Source organism: Pseudomonas sp. PDM27, from assembly GCF_019219205.1.
Lineage (GTDB): Bacteria > Pseudomonadota > Gammaproteobacteria > Pseudomonadales > Pseudomonadaceae > Aquipseudomonas > Aquipseudomonas laurylsulfatiphila.
Genome location: NZ_JAHUWF010000003.1, coordinates 204,388 through 220,884 on the forward strand (window position 1 = coordinate 204,388; position 16,497 = coordinate 220,884).

The following is a 16,497-nucleotide window of genomic DNA, read 5'->3' on the forward strand; positions in this document are numbered from 1 at the left end:
TTCAGGAAAACATCGAGATGAGCGAATACTCCCTTTTCACCTCCGAGTCCGTGTCTGAAGGGCATCCGGACAAAATCGCCGACCAGATTTCTGATGCGGTGCTGGACGCCATCATTGCTGAAGACAAGTTCGCCCGTGTGGCGTGCGAGACTCTGGTGAAAACGGGCGTGGCCATCATCGCCGGCGAAGTCACCACTTCGGCCTGGGTTGACCTGGAGCAGATCGTTCGTGACGTGATCACCGACATCGGCTACACCAGCTCCGACGTCGGCTTCGACGGCGCGACCTGCGGCGTGATGAACATCATCGGCAAGCAGTCCCCTGACATCAACCAGGGCGTCGACCGTGCCAAGCCTGAAGATCAGGGCGCTGGCGACCAAGGCCTGATGTTCGGCTACGCCAGCAACGAAACCGACGTGCTGATGCCAGCGCCTATCACCTTCTCGCACCAGCTGGTGCAGCGCCAGGCTGAAGCCCGCAAATCCGGCCTGCTGCCTTGGCTGCGTCCGGATGCCAAGTCGCAAGTGACCTGCCGCTACGAAAACGGCAAGGTTGTCGGTATCGACGCGGTCGTCCTGTCGACCCAGCACAACCCGGAAGTGTCGTACAACGACCTGCGCGAAGGCGTGATGGAGTTGATCGTCAAGCACGTGCTGCCTGCCGAACTGCTGAGCAAGGACACCCAGTTCCACATCAACCCGACCGGCCAGTTCATCATTGGCGGCCCGGTGGGTGACTGCGGCCTGACCGGTCGCAAGATCATCGTCGACAGCTACGGCGGCATGGCCCGTCACGGCGGTGGCGCGTTCTCCGGTAAAGATCCATCGAAGGTTGACCGTTCGGCGGCCTACGCCGGTCGTTACGTGGCCAAGAACATCGTTGCCGCCGGCCTGGCCGAGCGTTGCGAGATCCAGGTTTCCTACGCGATCGGTGTTGCTCAACCGACTTCGATCTCGTTGAACACCTTCGGCACCGGCAAGATCAGCGACGACAAGATCGTCAAACTGGTTCGCGAAGTATTCGACCTGCGTCCATACGCGATCACCACCATGCTCGACCTGCTGCACCCGATGTACCAGGAAACCGCTGCGTACGGCCACTTCGGTCGCACCCCGGCAACCAAGACCGTTGGTGACGACACCTTCACCACGTTCACCTGGGAAAAAACCGACCGCGCCGACGCCCTGCGTTCTGCCGCCGGCCTGTAAGACTTCCCCGCAACACCCGAAGCCCCGCACGGTTCGCGCCCTGCGGGGCTTTTTATTGGCTTTCGCTTGAGACCGCGTCGCGGCCTTCGCGAGCAGGCTCGCTCCCACATGACTAACTCATAACCCTGTGGGAGCGAGCCTGCTCGCGAAGAGGCCAGCACAGACACCGGAAATACCCGGCAAAACACCCCCTCGCTGCGCCAACAGATACTGACCTAGCCTTCACACACCTCACCGAGCAAGGACGCTCAAGATGCTTCCCGACCTGCGCCTGTTTTTCGCCGCCCTACTGACCCTTGCCTGCCTGAATGCCAGTGCCACCGAGTGCCCGGACTGGCCATCCGAACGCGCCCTGAAGGAAGTCAACAAACTGCAACATCAAATCGACTTATGGGACGACAGCTATCACCGTCAGGGACATTCACTGGTCGCCGATGAACTCTACGACCAGTCCCGCGCGCGACTCACCCAATGGCTCCACTGCTTCAACCTGAACCCACCCGCAGACCCCTTGCGCACTGCGCGCGGCGCGCTGCCCCACCCCATCGTCCATACCGGCCTGGGCAAACTTCATGATCGGCCTTCCGTCGAAAAATGGCTGAGTGACCGGGTGGACGTCTGGGCCCAGCCTAAAATCGACGGGGTGGCGGTGACCCTGGTTTACCGTAATGGTCAGTTGGCTCAGGCCATCAGCCGCGGCGACGGCGAGAGCGGTCAGGACTGGACGGCTCCGGCACGACAGATTCCGGCCATCCCGCAGCAGCTATCCCAGCCTCGGGATTTGCTCGTACAAGGCGAACTGTATTGGCGCCTGACCGATCATGTGCAGGCCCGGGCCGGTAGCCTCAACGCTCGCGCCACGGTGGCGGGCCTGATGGCGCGCAAGGTCCTGAGCGCCGAACAGGCCGCCGGCATCGACCTGTTTGTCTGGGACTGGCCCCTAGGGCCGACAGGCACACTTGCCCGGGCAGAAGTACTGACGGCGCTGGGCTTCCCGAATACCACAGCCTACAGCCAGCCAATCGCCTCCGTCTTCGATGCCGAACGCTGGCGCGAACACTGGTATCGCGCCTCCCTGCCCTTTGCCAGCGACGGCATCGTCCTGCGCCAGAACCAGCGCCCGGCCGCCGAACGCTGGCAAGTCCGGCCACCCTACTGGGCCATCGCCTGGAAATATCCCTTCGCCCAGGCACTGGCCGAAGTCCGCCAGGTTCATTTCAAAATCGGCCGGACCGGGCGGATCACTCCGGTACTTGAACTGACCCCGGTGATGCTCGATGACCGGCAAATCAAACACGTCAGCGTCAGCTCGCTGCAACGCTGGCGGGCAATGGACATACGTCCGGGCGATCAGGTCGCCATCAGCCTGGCCGGGCTGACCATTCCCAGGCTCGATGACGTCGTGTTGCGCAGCAGCGAGCGCGTCGAACTGAACGTGCCGACGGCAGCGGACTTTCATTCATTGAGTTGCTGGCAGCCAACTCCGGGTTGTGAGGGCCAATTTCTCGCACGCCTGACCTGGCTCAGCGGCAAACAGGGTCTGGCGCTGCCCTATGTCGGTCCGGGCACGTGGGAAAAACTTCTTGCAACAGGTCGCCTGAACGGTCTGCTGGATTGGTTGACCCTTGATGCCCAAGAGCTTGCTACCATTGACGGTTTCGGCGAACGCGGTGCGACTCGCCTTGCAGACAGCTTCAACCGGGCCCGGCAACGCCCGTTCGCGCACTGGCTGAAAGCCCTGGGATTGCCGCCGACAGGTCCGGCGCCTCTCGGCGATTCATGGCAGACGCTGGCGCAGCGAGACATCGAGCAATGGCAGGCCGAGGCCGGTATCGGGCCGGGACGCGCGGCGCAACTGAACGCTTTTTTCCGCGACCCGCAGGTCCTGGCCTTGAGTGAAACGTTACGTGAAACGGGGATTGACGGCTTTTAGCTGCCGGCCCCGTACCCACCGGGAACCCCTGGGGACCGCTGGGCTCCAACAAGCCATTGCCACACCGGCCCGCTGGCCTTCTTACATGGAGCTTTTATGAAATTTCTTTCACCGCTCGCCCTCCTGGCCCTGTGCAGCATGCTGGCCACCCCGTTGATGGCGGACGAGGAAGCGCCGGGGCTGTCCGGTTGCGCCGCCAAGAAGCAAGGTATCGTCAACCAGATCGAATTGGCCAAGGTCCACGGCAACGCCGACCAGCAGGCCGGCCTGGAAAAAGCCCTGAGCGAAGTCGAAGCCAACTGCACCGACGCCTCGCTGAAGAAGGAACGGGAAAACAAGGTGCTCGACGCCAGGCACGAAGTCAGCAAGCGTCAGGCGGACCTCGACAAGGCCATGAGCAAAGGCGACCCCGACAAGATCAACACGCGCAAAGACAAACTCGCCGATGCCCGCAAGGAATTGCAGGACGCCCTGGATGAGCTGGATAAGTAAGTACAGATTAAGGAACAAAGATTTCGGTGTTGCCAAAGCAGTCTTCGCGAGCAGGCTCGCTCCCACAGGGTTATGAGACCACCTGTGGGAGCGAGCCTGCTCGCGAAAGCGTCAGACCGAACAACACCACTCAATGATCCCGAAACGCCTTATGACATGCACTGCAAGCATCTTCGACCTTCTGCACCGCCGGCCCCAGGTTGCTGGCCTTGTAGGGTTGAATCTGGCTGGCGATCACCAATTCACCGGTGGCGGACTCAAGATCGCGGGCCATGCCCTGAAAGCGTGCCTGCTGCTCCCAGACATCGCTCTTGGCGCTGGTGTGATCCTCCTCGCGCGCCTGCGGAAAATGCTGCCACGGCTCACGGGACAACCCATCGAGCTTCACCGCGCCCTCGGCGAATTTCGGGCCATCGAACGGGATCCGCCCGCGCAACATGCCGCCCAGGTCTTCGCCGGTCTTGAGCATCTGCTTGAAAATGGCCTTGCGTTGACCGAGCGGCGAGTTGGGGTCAACGCCGCCACAAGCGGACAATGTCAGGCAGGCCAGCAATACAACAGAAAGTCTTTTAAGAGTCATGGTGGCTTCAGGTCACGGGAAACGGCGGCCAGTATCCTCGCGTCATCGGCAAAGACCAATAGCCCTATTATCAATAAGGGTTGCTTGAACGCATGGAGCGATCAGGCAACCGGCAAAGGAATCACTCCATGAACAGCCGTTTCAAGGCATGGCGTCACAGCCTGGCCTGGTCCCTGCCGATGATGGCCCTGCTCGCAGGCTGCACCGGTGGCGACAAGCAACAACCGAAAACCCATGCCCTGGCCACTTACTCCAGCGCTACATGGGAAGCGCTGCCGGCGGTGTCCGACGCCGACCTGATCGCCGGTTTCGGCTCCTGGCGCAGCGCCTGCACCCGGCTCAAGGCCGACCCGGTCTGGGGTGGCACCTGCGCAGCCGCGGCCAACGTGCCGCAAACCGCCAGCGACATTCGCGGCTTTCTCAAGCAGAACCTCGATGTGTATGGCCTGCGCGCCGCCAACGACAACCCCAACGGCTTGATCACCGGTTACTACGAGCCGGTCTATCCGGGCAGCCTGACCCAGACCAGCATGGCCAATGTCCCGGTCTATGGCGTCCCCGAAGACATGATCATCGTCGCCCTCGACAGCATTTACCCGGAACTCAAGGGCAAACGCCTGCGCGGTCGACTTGAAGGTCGCGTGCTCAAGCCGTACGACGATGCGGCCACCATCGAGAGCAAAGGGGTCAATGCACCGGTCGTGGCCTGGCTGACCGATCCGATGAACCTGCAGTTCCTGCAAATCCAGGGTTCCGGTCGCATCCAGCTCGATAACGGCCGCCAGTTACGCATCGCCTATGCCGACCAGAACGGCCATCCGTATCGACCGATCGGCCGCTGGCTGGTGGAACAGGGCGAGTTGAAAAAAGAAGACGTGACCATGGGTGCCATCAGCACCTGGGCCAAGGCCAATCCGTCGCGGATTCCCGAACTGCTCGGCAGCAACCCCAGCTATGTGTTCTTCACCCGTAACCCGGACAGCAACGAAGGGCCGCGCGGTTCGTTGAACGTACCGTTGACCGCCGGTTACAGCGCAGCCGTGGATCGCAAGGTGATTCCGCTTGGCAGCCTGCTGTGGCTGTCTACCACCAGACCGGACGGCACAGCCCTGGTTCGCCCCGTAGCAGCACAGGACACCGGCGGTGCGATTGCCGGCGAAGTCCGGGCGGATCTGTTCTGGGGCACGGGCGATGCAGCCGGGCAACTGGCCGGGGACATGAAACAGCAGGGGCAGATCTGGATGCTCTGGCCCAAAGGTGCGGCGTTGCCGCAAGTGCCGCAGGTGGCCGATGCGGTTAAAACCAATCCTTGAGTCTCGCATCGCCTGACAAATAGCCTTCGCGAGCAAGCCCGCTCCCACACCGGATCACTGTCGAACACAGAATCTGTGTCCACTGAGGATCAAATGTGGGAGCGGGCTTGCTCGCGAAGAGGCCTTGACTAGCGCCTGAGACTCAGACGGACACCACAAAGAAACTCACGATCAACGCCATCCCCACGAACCACATCAACGACCGCAGCGCCGCCAGGTCCGCCAGATAGAAAATGATGAAAAGCAGGCGGCTGGTGATGAACAACACCGACAACACATTGATGGTCACCAATTCGGCGTTGCCCGCCAGGTGCGCCACGATCACCGCGGCTGCAAACGCCGGCGTCACTTCAAAACTGTTCAGCTGCGCCGCATTTGCCCGCTTGCCCAATCCCTCCAGGGAGTCGAGAAACCCTCGTGGATCATGATTGTCCTTCAGTCGGAACCCGCCACTGACCTTCGCGACACCCGTGCACAGATACGGCAGGAAGATCGCAATCAAAATGCACCATAGAGCAACCGTCATTACGCAGTCCCTTCTTCAAGTTGTAGAAAATCGAATCCATCAACGGCGATCAGAACTTCATCACCAGTATGCCGATCAGCACCAGCCCACAGGCTAAGAGGCGTGGCCCGCCAAAAGGTTCTTTGAGGTAGCGCATGCCAAACAGCACCACCAGAATGACGCTGATCTCGCGCAACGCCGCCGCTTCGGCAATCGAGCCCAATTGCATCGCCCACAGCACCAGAGCGTAGCTGAACAACACGCAAAACCCGACCGCCAGGCCCAGGCGCCACTGCTCGCGCCAGAACAGCATGAACGCGGGTCGTTTGCGCACCAATGCCAACAATGGAAACGGCCAGGCACTGAGCAAGGTGACCCAGACCAGGTAATCCAGTGGATGAGACCAGCGCCGCAAGGCCTGACCGTCGATGTAGGTGTAGCAACCGATGCACAGGCCGATCAACGCCACCACCGGCAGCATCGACCACGGCAAACGCGCACCGCCACCGCCCTGCCAGAGCAGGCACAGCATGCCGAACGGGATCAGCAGGATTCCGAAAATCTGCTGATGGGTCAGCACCTCCCCGGCAAAGATCAGCGTCAGCGCCAGCACCACCAAGGGTGACAGGCCGCGCATCAGCGGATAGACCAGGCCGAGGTCACCGACCCGATAGGCCTGGATCAGCAAGTAGCGATAGAGCAACTCGAACGCCGCCGAGGCCAGGATCCACGGCCAGATCTCCAGCGGCGGCATGCTCAGGAACGGCACCATCAGCGCGACAAAGAGCAGCGCCACGCTGTCCATGCAGGCCACCACCAACAGCCGCTCCGCACTGAACTTGATCAGGGTATTCCACGCCGCGTGCAACAGCGCCGCCACCAACACCAACGCCGTCGCAAGCACGGCCCACTCCTTTTGTTGTCTACACGATCCCTGTGGGAGCGAGCTTGCTCGCGATGGACGTTAACGATAACGCGTGCTGTCTGGATAAACGCGTCGCCTTGACGTCTTTCGCGAGCAAGCTCGCTCCTACAGTATTCCGGTAGAGATTTGATTCGCCATATGTCAGCAGCTGTTTATACTGCAAACGACCACGCCGCACTCAGTTGCGCACAGACCAATTCCAATAAAAATCCTGCCCGACCCGCTCTCGTCGAGAACGGTCGTCGGCCTGCGTATGCCTGATCACAGCGTCAAGACTACCGACAGAGACCTTGCGCATGCCACTCGCTTTGCTTGCCCTCGCCGTTGCCGCCTTCGGCATCGGCACCACCGAATTCGTCATCATGGGCCTGTTGCCCGACGTCGCCCGCGATCTCGGCGTCAGCATTCCCGATGCCGGATTGCTGATCACCGGTTACGCCCTGGGCGTGGTGTTCGGTGCACCGATCCTCGCCGTCGGCACCGCCAACATGCCGCGCAAAGCCACCCTGCTGGGCATGACGCTGATGTTCATCCTCGGCAACATGCTCTGCGCGCTGGCACCGAATTACACCACGCTGATGGCCGCGCGGGTGATCACGGCACTCTGCCACGGCGCCTTTTTCGGCATCGGTTCGGTGGTGGCTGCCGGACTCGTTGCCCCCAACAAACGGGCCCAGGCGATTGCCATGATGTTCACCGGCCTGACCCTGGCCAACGTGCTCGGCGTACCATTGGGTACCGCGCTCGGGCAATTCGCGGGTTGGCGCTCGACGTTCTGGGCGGTGTCGGTGATTGGTGTGCTGGCCGCGATTGCGCAATGGGTCTGGCTGCCAAAAAACATCGCGATGGATAAAGCCAACCTGGCCAGCGAGTTCAAGGTGCTGGGCAAGGCCAACGTGCTGCTGGCCCTGGGCATGAGCGTGCTGGCCTCCACCAGCCTGTTCAGTGTGTTCACTTACATCGCGCCGATCCTGCAGGACATCACTGGCGTCAGCCCCCACGGCGTCACCATCATGTTGCTGTTGTTCGGTGTTGGCTTGACCGCCGGCAGCATGCTCGGCGGTCGTCTGGCGGACAGCCGCTTGCTGCCATCGCTGGTGGGCATGGCATTGGCGGTGCTTGTGGTGCTGGCGGCGTTCACACAAACCAGCCAATCGGTGATTCCGGCGGCAATCACACTGGTGTTGTGGGGGACGTTCGCCTTCGCGCTGTGCCCGATCCTGCAACTGCTGATCATCGATCAGGCCCATGAAGCACCGAACCTCGGCTCAACGTTGAACCAGAGTGCCTTCAACCTCGGCAACGCCGCCGGCGCATGGATTGGCGGCCTGGTAGTGGCCAGCGGCGCGGACCTGGCGGACTTGCCGTGGACCGGCGCACTGGTCAGCGGCTTGACCGTGCTGACCGCACTGTTCTTCATCTATCGCCAGCGTCGCAGTGCGGCTGCGTTGATTGCGGCGGGCTGAGCATCACCTTGATGGTTTTTTGATCTTCTGCGGATCAGGTGCCTGGCTCTGATCCGCTGACGCTTTCGGTGGTCCGCTTTCGCTGCGAATCTGCGCATGACTGATCAGCGCGAAAATAAAACTGCCACCTATGATGTTCCCCACCAGCGTCGGCCCGGCGAACACCAGCCAGAAGTCCTTCCACGGCAACTCGCCGGCAAACACCAGATACGAAACCTCCAGCGAGCCGACGACGATATGGGTGAAGTCTCCCAGCGCCATGAGGTAGGTGATGAGGATGATGATCCACATCTTGGCGCTCTCCATGGACGGAATCATCCAGACCATGGTCGCGATCATCCAGCCGGAAACGATGCCCTTGGCGAACATCTGGCTGGCGTCGTTTTCCATGACCTTGCGGCCGATATCGAGGAAGGCGACGTCGGTCTTGCTGTCGAAAATCGGCAGCTCCAGCATTACGTACGCCACCAGCAAGGTGCCGCAGAGGTTACCGATCAGCACCACCGTCCACAGCCGCAGCAGACGGCCGAAGTTGGCCAGGGTCGGTTTGGTCATCACTGGCAGCACGGCGGTCAGGGTGTTTTCGGTGAACAGTTGCTGACGCGCGAGGATCACCGCGAGGAAACCGGCGCAATAACCGAAACTGGCGATGACCTTGAACCCTTCGCCGTCCGGCAGGCGCGAATTGAGCAGGCCCATGCCCATCAGCGACAGGCCCATGGTCAACCCCGCCGCCAGCGCCGACCACCACAAAGCGGCAATGCTGCGCTCCAGCTCCTGATCGCCCTGGGTGCGGATGATCTCGTGCAACACCGCGGCACGGGGCGGCTGGCTCTTTTCGACATCGTGCTCCTCTTGCGCCGAAAGGTTCGGGGTCTTGCCGTCTTGTGCCGAGTTCATGATGTGCGCAACCAGTGGCGGGCTATTTAGCTACGACACGCGGGGGTTCTATTCCGTTCTGTAGGAGCTGCCGCAGGCTGCGATCTTTTGATCTTTTAAAATCAGGATCAAAAGATCGCAGCCTGCGGCAGCTCCTACAGGCTCGCATTACGAGCCGGCGTCATCGTCCTGGAACTGGTCTTTGACGTACTTGATCTCGGTCCGGCCGTGGGGCGCCGGCAAGCCGTCTTCACCGAGGTTGACGAAGACCATTTTCTCGACCGTGAGGATGCTCTTGCGGGTGATCTTGTTGCGCACTTCGCAGGTCAGGGTGATCGAGGTACGGCCGAACTCGGTGGCGGTGATGCCCAGTTCGATGATGTCGCCCTGGCGCGAGGCGCTGACGAAGTTGATTTCGGAAATGTACTTGGTCACCACACGCTGGTTGCCCAACTGGACGATGGCGTAGATCGCCGCCTCTTCGTCGATCCAGCGCAGCAGGCTGCCACCGAACAACGTGCCGTTAGGATTGAGGTCTTCGGGTTTTACCCATTTGCGGGTGTGGAAATTCATGTTCACTCCTGAGCGTCTTGCCGAATGATGCTGACCATCATGGCAGAGCCCGCCCCAGAGCTCTATTGAGCATCGACTATGGTCTCGATTACCGTTCGGACATTGACCGACAGAAACGCTTTGGAAGATCGGCATAGCCCGCTATAATCGCCACCGTTTCAAAACGGTCATCATCACTTGATACCGTTTTCCCGCCACCTGTCCGAGGGGCGCTGCAGCAGGTTCGACCTGTCAGGCTCGGATGGGGCGTTGCCTGGCCTTAAGCCAGACACTAAACGCACAACGGCGCCCATTCGCATACATTACGAATGGAGGCTCTTCATGAGCGCTGTTATCACGCCTGCAGATTTTACCGATTACAAAGTCGCCGACATGTCCCTGGCTGCCTGGGGTCGTCGCGAAACCATCATCGCCGAATCCGAAATGCCAGCCCTGATGGGTCTGCGTCGCAAGTACTCCGAAGAGCAACCGCTCAAGGGCGCGAAGATCCTCGGCTGCATCCACATGACCATTCAGACTGCCGTGCTGATCGAGACCCTGGTTGCCCTGGGTGCCGAAGTGCGCTGGTCGTCCTGCAACATTTTCTCGACTCAGGATCAGGCCGCCGCTTCCATCGCCGCTGCCGGCATCCCGGTTTTCGCCTGGAAAGGTGAAACCGAACAAGAGTACGAGTGGTGCCTGGAGCAAACCATCCTCAAGGATGGCCAGCCATGGGACGCCAACATGATCCTCGACGACGGCGGCGACCTGACCGAACTGCTGCACAAGAAGTACCCACAGGTTCTGGATCGCGTCCACGGCGTGACTGAAGAGACCACCACCGGCGTTCACCGCCTGCTGGACATGCTGGCCAAGGGCGAGCTGAAAATCCCGGCCATCAACGTCAACGACTCGGTGACCAAGAGCAAGAACGACAACAAGTACGGCTGCCGTCACAGCCTGAACGATGCCATCAAGCGCGGCACCGACCACCTGCTGTCCGGCAAGCAAGCGCTGGTGATCGGCTACGGTGACGTGGGCAAGGGCTCCGCTCAGTCCCTGCGTCAGGAAGGCATGATCGTCAAGGTTTCCGAAGTTGACCCGATCTGCGCCATGCAAGCCTGCATGGACGGTTTCGAACTGGTATCGCCGTTCATCGACGGTATCAACAACGGTACCGAAGCCAGCATCGACAAGGCGCTGCTGGGCAAGATCGACCTGATCGTGACCACCACCGGCAACGTCAATGTTTGCGACGCGAACATGCTCAAGGCCCTGAAGAAGCGCGCTGTTGTCTGCAACATCGGCCACTTCGACAACGAAATCGACACCGCTTTCATGCGCAAGAACTGGGCATGGGAAGAAGTGAAGCCGCAGGTTCACAAGATCCACCGTACCGGCGCTGGCGATTTCGACCCGCAGAACGATGACTACCTGATCCTGCTGGCCGAAGGCCGCCTGGTTAACCTGGGCAACGCCACCGGCCACCCGAGCCGCATCATGGACGGTTCGTTCGCCAACCAGGTTCTGGCGCAGATCTTCCTGTTCGGCCAGAAGTACGCCGACCTGTCGCCAGCCCAGAAAGCCGAGCGCCTGACCGTTGAAGTACTGCCGAAGAAACTCGACGAAGAAGTGGCCCTGGAAATGGTCCGTGGCTTCGGCGGTGTTGTGACTCAACTGACCAAGACCCAGGCCGACTACATCGGCGTGACCGTCGAAGGTCCGTTCAAGCCGCACGCTTACCGCTACTGATCGGTTCTGCTGCCTGCTCTCCCTGTGGGAGCGGGCTTGCTCGCGAAAGCGGTTCATCATTCAACATTAATGTCGACTGACCCACCGCTTTCGCGGGCAAGCCCGCTCCCACATGGGATTTGCAAGCCTCACAGGCTTACGCGTTTTCAAGGGTATTCCCATGTCCCAAGATCGTCGCTACAGCTTCGAGTTCTTCCCTACGAAGACCGATGCTGGGCATGAAAAGCTGCTCGCCACTGCTCGTCAGCTGGCCCTCTACAACCCCGATTTCTTCTCCTGCACCTATGGCGCCGGCGGTTCGACCCGTGATCGCACGCTGAACACCGTGTTGCAGCTAGAAAGCGAAGTCAAAATCCCTGCCGCTCCGCATCTGTCCTGCGTGGGCGACAGCAAAGACGACCTGCGCGGTCTGCTGGCCCAGTACAAGGCCGCCGGCATCAAGCGCATCGTCGCCCTGCGCGGTGACCTGCCTTCGGGCATGGGCATGGCCAGTGGCGAAATGCGCCACGCCAATGACCTGGTTGAATTCATTCGTGAAGAAACCGGCGACCATTTCCACATCGAAGTCGCCGCCTACCCGGAAATGCATCCGCAAGCGCGCAACTTCGAAGACGATGTCGCCAACTTCGTGCGCAAGGCCAACGCCGGCGCCGACAGCGCGATCACCCAGTACTTCTTCAACGCCGACTGCTACTTCTACTTCGTGGAACGTGTGCGGGCGTTGGGCGTGGACATCCCGATCGTGCCGGGCATCATGCCGATCACCAACTACAGCAAGCTGGCGCGCTTCTCCGATGCCTGCGGTGCGGAAATCCCGCGCTGGATCCGCAAGCAACTGGAAGCTTACGGCGACGACACCCAGAGCATTCAGCGCTTTGGCGAACAGGTCATCACCGAGATGTGCGAACAACTGCTGCAGGGTGGTGCTCCAGGCTTGCACTTCTACACACTGAACCAGGCTGAAGCGAGTCTGGCGGTGTGGAACAACCTGAAGTTGCCGCGTTAAGCAAAGCAATATCAAAAGATCGCAGCCTGCGGCAGCTCTTGTAGGAGCTGCCGCAGGCTGCGATCTTTTGCTTTCAACGCACTATTAATGTGCGGCAACCCACGGAGTTAGAGCATCTGCGGTGAGTTTCTGGCTCTTTCCGGTTTCTCGTCGTAATCTCAAGCCCATGCCTTTGATCACGCAGTTAATCGCCGTACTTGCCTTCACTTGCCTGAGCTTCGCCGCCCGGGGCGAGAAGTTGCGCATTGTCACGGAGCCGTGGGCGCCTTATGTGTACGAGGACAACGGCAAATCACTGGGCCTGGACTACGAAACCACTGCAATTGTCTTCAAGCGCCTGGGCATCGAGGTGGAGTGGCAGTTCCTGCCATGGAAACGCTGCCTGTCGATGCTTGAATCAGGCCAGGCCGACGGCGCGCTGGACATCTTTCACAGCGATGAGCGTGATGCGACCCTTCTCTACCCCAGCGAACCACTGTCTGAAGTGCAATTCGTATTGTTCTACGCCAATGACCGGCCCCATCCGTTTCGCACCCTTGATGACTTGCGCGGCCTGACCATCGGCACCTCGCCGGGTTACCTGTACAGCAAGGACTTCAGCGACTCCACACTGTTCACCCGCGAGCCGGCGCCCACCCACGAAGCCAACTTCGGCAAACTGCTGCGCGGGCGGATTGACCTGTTGATTACCGACCGCCGGGTCGGCCAGCATTTGCTCGATGAACTGGGCATCCGCGACAAGATCACCGAAAACCCGACGATCATCAGCCAGCAGAGCCAGTTTCTCGCGGTGCGGCGCAATGCGGGCATGGATCTGCTGGTGCAACGTTTCGGTGCCGAACTCAAACGCTTCAAGCGCGAGCCCGCCTACGCCGAACTGAGTGCGCGCTATGGCGCGGAACCGGCCGTCAGCATGAAGACTGAAAAGGCCACCGCCGCCACGGAAAAAACCGTTGAGCAGCAGGAAAGCAGCGCGCAGTGATTGCTCTGTTATACTCCGGCCTTCCCGCCAGGCTCACGCCCGGACGCCCGGAATCGTTAAAGGTATCTCAACCCCGCTACTGCGCAGCTTTCAGCCCGCGCGAGCGCTTGCAGACGAGCCTTCGAGACCCAGCAGGACCGGACGGGATTGCGTCCTCTTAAACGCCATTCGCGCCAGGCAAGACTCCCATTGGGCCAAGCCCTAACTAAAACAGGATTACTCATGTCCTTTGCTTCCCTCGGTCTCTCCGAGGCTTTAGTCCGCGCCATCGAGGCAGCGGGCTATACCGAGCCTACTCCGGTGCAACAGCGGGCCATTCCCGCCGTGTTGCAAGGTCGCGACCTGATGGTCGCGGCACAGACAGGTACTGGTAAAACCGGCGGTTTCGCCCTTCCGATCCTGGAGCGGTTGTTCCCCAACGGTCACCCGGACAAATCCCAGCGTCACGGCCCGCGCCAGCCGCGCGTGCTGGTCCTGACCCCGACTCGCGAACTCGCCGCGCAAGTGCATGAAAGCTTCAAGGTCTATGCCCGTGACCTGAAGTTTGTCAGCGCCTGCATCTTCGGTGGTGTCGGCATGAACCCGCAGGTTCAGGCCATGTCCCGTGGCGTAGACGTGCTGGTAGCCTGCCCTGGCCGACTGCTCGACCTGGCCGGCCAAGGCAGCGTCGATCTGTCCCACGTGGAAATCCTCGTGCTGGACGAGGCCGACCGCATGCTCGACATGGGCTTCGTCCATGACGTGAAAAAGGTCTTGGCCCGCCTGCCGGCCAAACGCCAGAACCTGCTGTTCTCGGCGACCTTCTCCAAGGACATCACCGACCTCGCCGGCAAGCTGCTGCACAACCCGGAACGCATCGAAGTCACGCCGCCGAACACCACGGTCGAGCGTATCGAACAACGCGTATTCCGTCTGCCGGCCAGCCACAAGCGTGCCTTGCTGGCGCACCTGATCACCGCTGGCGCCTGGGAACAGGTACTGGTGTTCACCCGCACCAAGCACGGCGCCAACCGCCTGGCCGAGTACCTGGACAAACACGGCCTGAGCGCCGTCGCGATCCACGGCAACAAGAGCCAGAACGCCCGCACCAAAGCCCTGGCCGACTTCAAGGCCGGCACCGTGCGCATCCTGGTGGCCACCGACATCGCCGCCCGCGGCCTGGACATCGACCAGTTGCCACACGTGGTCAACTTCGAACTGCCGAATGTCGATGAAGACTACGTGCACCGAATCGGCCGTACCGGTCGTGCCGGTCGTTCGGGCGAGGCGATTTCGCTGGTCGCCCCGGACGAAGAAAAACTGCTGAAAAGCATCGAACGCATGACCAAGCAGAAAATCGCCGACGGCGACCTGATGGGCTTCGATGCAAGCACCATCGAGGCGGAAAAGCCTGAAGTGCGCGAGCGTCCGGACATGCGCAACCCGCGCAATCCGCGTGGCCCGCGCGGCGACGGTCCGAACGGCAGCGGTGGTGGCGGCGGTCGCAAGGACAAAGGCAAGGACAAGGGCAAGGAAAAACCGGCCGGCGAACGCGGCGAGCGCCCTGCCCGTCAGCAGAAGCCACGTGAAGGCACTCCGGCTCGCGAACAGCGTCCGTCGCAGCCTCCTCGTGCCGCCGCTGACCGTGCCCCGGACGAGTTCCTGGACGACGATATCGATAACTTCGGTAACCGCGTCGACTACGTACCGCAGCAGAAACCCGCACAAGGCCGTGGTCGCCGTCCGGGTGCTCCGGCACAGGGCACCGCCGCAGGCACTCCACGTTCCGGCAAACCACAAGGTCGTCAGAACGGTCCACGCAACAGCGATGGCGCCAGCACCGGCACCCCGCCGGCCAAGCGTAGCGGTCCTCGCAGTGGCGCACCGCGCGATGGCCAGGCCCGCCGCGAAGACTCACGCAATCGCCGCCCGGCCCGTGACGACCAGCCTCGTTCGGAGCCGGCTGTGCAGAACCCGCGTGGCCCGGCACCGAAGATCATGCACAAGGAATCGAAAGCCGACCGCTTCCCGACACCTGAGCAACTGGATCAACTGCCAAGCCGTCCTCGGGGTGAGAAACCAGCGCTGCTGACCCGCAATCGCTGAGTTATCGCTGCAATAAAAAGTGCCCCGCGCCGAAAGGTCCGGGGCATTTTTTTTGGTACTCCAACCCGCTTATGTAGGAGCTGCCGAAGGCTGCGATCTTTTGCGCCTGAAAATCAAAAGATCGCAGCCTGCGGCAGCTCCTACAGGGGATTGTGTAGGGCAATAAAAAACGCCCGTGCTCGTGGGAGCAGCGGGCGTTTTTCTGTCAGCGGCGAAAGTTATTTCGCTTTGACACCTTCGAACGTCACGTACATCTCAACCGCGTCGGACGATGGGCCCAGGTCTTTCTGCTTGCCGAAATCGGAACGCTTGAGGCTGAAAGTACCCTCAAAGCCTGCACGGTAGCCGCCCCATGGATCCTTGCCCTCACCCAGGAACGTGGCCTTGACCACGATTGGCTTGGTCACGCCGAGGATCGTCAGGTCGCCAGCCACGTCAGCAGTGTCCTTGCCAGCGGCATTTTTGCCGGTAGGTTTGACGCTGGTGGAAACAAACGTGGCTTTGCTGGCGTTCAGGAAGTCTTTGCTGGCGATGTGCTTGTCACGCTCGGCGTTGTTGGTGAACACGCTGGCGGTGTTTACGTTGAACTCGATCTTGCTGTCTTCAGGCTTGGTAGCGTCGAAGCTGAACTTGCCGTCGATGTCCTTGAAAGTACCGGTGATGAAGCTGTAGCCCAGGTGGCTGATCTTGAAGTCAACGAAGGCGTGCTGGCCTTCTTTGTCGACCACGTAGTCAGCGGCCATTACGTTACCGGCGGACAACAGGGCCGAACCGATTGCCAGAGCGGCCAGAGTCTTTTTCAACATGCTTTGTTTTCCT

General features: G+C 60.9%; 15 protein-coding genes and 1 riboswitch. Of the genes, 9 read left to right on the top strand and 6 right to left on the bottom strand.

Annotated elements, in window-relative coordinates; translation table 11 throughout:
- Window positions 1-17: 17 nt before the first annotated feature.
- The 3 genes from metK to KW838_RS08755 all read left to right on the top strand — a co-directional run bounded on the left by metK (window position 18) and on the right by KW838_RS08755 (window position 3,633).
- On the top strand, window positions 18-1,208 hold the full coding sequence (gene metK, locus KW838_RS08745; protein WP_007975460.1) for a methionine adenosyltransferase: 1,191 nt from the start codon (window positions 18-20) through the stop codon (window positions 1,206-1,208).
- Window positions 1,209-1,461: 253 nt separating this feature from the next.
- Window positions 1,462-3,141: an NAD-dependent DNA ligase LigB gene (ligB, locus tag KW838_RS08750; protein WP_218500906.1), complete on the top strand. Its 1,680-nt coding sequence runs from the start codon at window positions 1,462-1,464 to the stop codon at window positions 3,139-3,141.
- A 96-nt stretch (window positions 3,142-3,237) separates the two neighbouring features.
- Complete coding sequence (locus KW838_RS08755) at window positions 3,238-3,633, top strand: DUF1090 domain-containing protein (RefSeq protein WP_102699240.1); 396 nt, start codon at window positions 3,238-3,240, stop codon at window positions 3,631-3,633.
- A gap of 130 nt (window positions 3,634-3,763) precedes the next feature.
- On the opposite strand, the gene KW838_RS08760 is transcribed toward KW838_RS08755, so the two are convergent.
- On the bottom strand, window positions 3,764-4,213 hold the full coding sequence (locus tag KW838_RS08760; RefSeq protein WP_015097171.1) for a cytochrome c: 450 nt from the start codon (window positions 4,211-4,213) through the stop codon (window positions 3,764-3,766).
- A gap of 128 nt (window positions 4,214-4,341) precedes the next feature.
- On the opposite strand from KW838_RS08760, the gene KW838_RS08765 reads away from it, so the two are divergent.
- Complete coding sequence (locus tag KW838_RS08765; RefSeq protein WP_218500907.1) at window positions 4,342-5,526, top strand: murein transglycosylase A; 1,185 nt, start codon at window positions 4,342-4,344, stop codon at window positions 5,524-5,526.
- Window positions 5,527-5,668: 142 nt separating this feature from the next.
- Here KW838_RS08765 and KW838_RS08770 read toward each other — a convergent pair whose 3' ends face one another.
- Window positions 5,669-6,052, bottom strand: coding sequence for an MAPEG family protein (locus tag KW838_RS08770; protein ID WP_102699930.1), 384 nt, complete (start codon window positions 6,050-6,052; stop codon window positions 5,669-5,671).
- A 49-nt stretch (window positions 6,053-6,101) separates the two neighbouring features.
- On the bottom strand, window positions 6,102-6,935 hold the full coding sequence (locus KW838_RS08775; protein WP_102699931.1) for an EamA family transporter: 834 nt from the start codon (window positions 6,933-6,935) through the stop codon (window positions 6,102-6,104).
- Window positions 6,936-7,252: 317 nt separating this feature from the next.
- Between KW838_RS08775 and KW838_RS08780 the strand changes: the two genes are divergently transcribed.
- The gene (locus tag KW838_RS08780) at window positions 7,253-8,422 is read left to right on the top strand and encodes an MFS transporter (RefSeq protein WP_218500908.1); all 1,170 of its coding nucleotides are present in this window, start codon (window positions 7,253-7,255) and stop codon (window positions 8,420-8,422) included.
- A gap of 3 nt (window positions 8,423-8,425) precedes the next feature.
- Here KW838_RS08780 and KW838_RS08785 read toward each other — a convergent pair whose 3' ends face one another.
- Together KW838_RS08785 and KW838_RS08790 are read right to left on the bottom strand one after the other, a co-directional pair.
- Complete coding sequence (locus KW838_RS08785) at window positions 8,426-9,322, bottom strand: formate/nitrite transporter family protein (RefSeq protein WP_218500909.1); 897 nt, start codon at window positions 9,320-9,322, stop codon at window positions 8,426-8,428.
- Window positions 9,323-9,469: 147 nt separating this feature from the next.
- Entirely contained in the window at window positions 9,470-9,874 is a 405-nt protein-coding gene (locus KW838_RS08790; RefSeq protein WP_102699934.1) for an acyl-CoA thioesterase, read from the bottom strand.
- 198 nt (window positions 9,875-10,072) lie between these two features.
- A riboswitch (S-adenosyl-L-homocysteine riboswitch) is annotated at window positions 10,073-10,172 on the top strand.
- 23 nt (window positions 10,173-10,195) lie between these two features.
- Between KW838_RS08790 and ahcY the strand changes: the two genes are divergently transcribed.
- The 4 genes from ahcY (at window position 10,196) to KW838_RS08810 (ending at window position 15,678) form a co-directional block, all read left to right on the top strand.
- On the top strand, window positions 10,196-11,605 hold the full coding sequence (gene ahcY / locus KW838_RS08795; protein ID WP_102699935.1) for an adenosylhomocysteinase: 1,410 nt from the start codon (window positions 10,196-10,198) through the stop codon (window positions 11,603-11,605).
- Window positions 11,606-11,765: 160 nt separating this feature from the next.
- Window positions 11,766-12,611: a methylenetetrahydrofolate reductase [NAD(P)H] gene (gene metF / locus KW838_RS08800; RefSeq protein ID WP_007975449.1), complete on the top strand. Its 846-nt coding sequence runs from the start codon at window positions 11,766-11,768 to the stop codon at window positions 12,609-12,611.
- Between the two features lie 166 nt (window positions 12,612-12,777).
- Window positions 12,778-13,593, top strand: coding sequence for an ABC transporter substrate-binding protein (locus KW838_RS08805; protein WP_218500910.1), 816 nt, complete (start codon window positions 12,778-12,780; stop codon window positions 13,591-13,593).
- Between the two features lie 222 nt (window positions 13,594-13,815).
- Window positions 13,816-15,678 carry a DEAD/DEAH box helicase gene (locus KW838_RS08810; RefSeq protein ID WP_102699937.1) on the top strand — a complete coding sequence of 621 codons (1,863 nt, stop codon included), beginning with the start codon at window positions 13,816-13,818 and terminating at the stop codon, window positions 15,676-15,678.
- Between the two features lie 218 nt (window positions 15,679-15,896).
- Here the strand turns inward: KW838_RS08810 and KW838_RS08815 are convergent, their stop codons facing one another.
- Entirely contained in the window at window positions 15,897-16,484 is a 588-nt protein-coding gene (locus KW838_RS08815; RefSeq protein ID WP_218500911.1) for a YceI family protein, read from the bottom strand.
- Window positions 16,485-16,497: the final 13 nt, after the last annotated feature.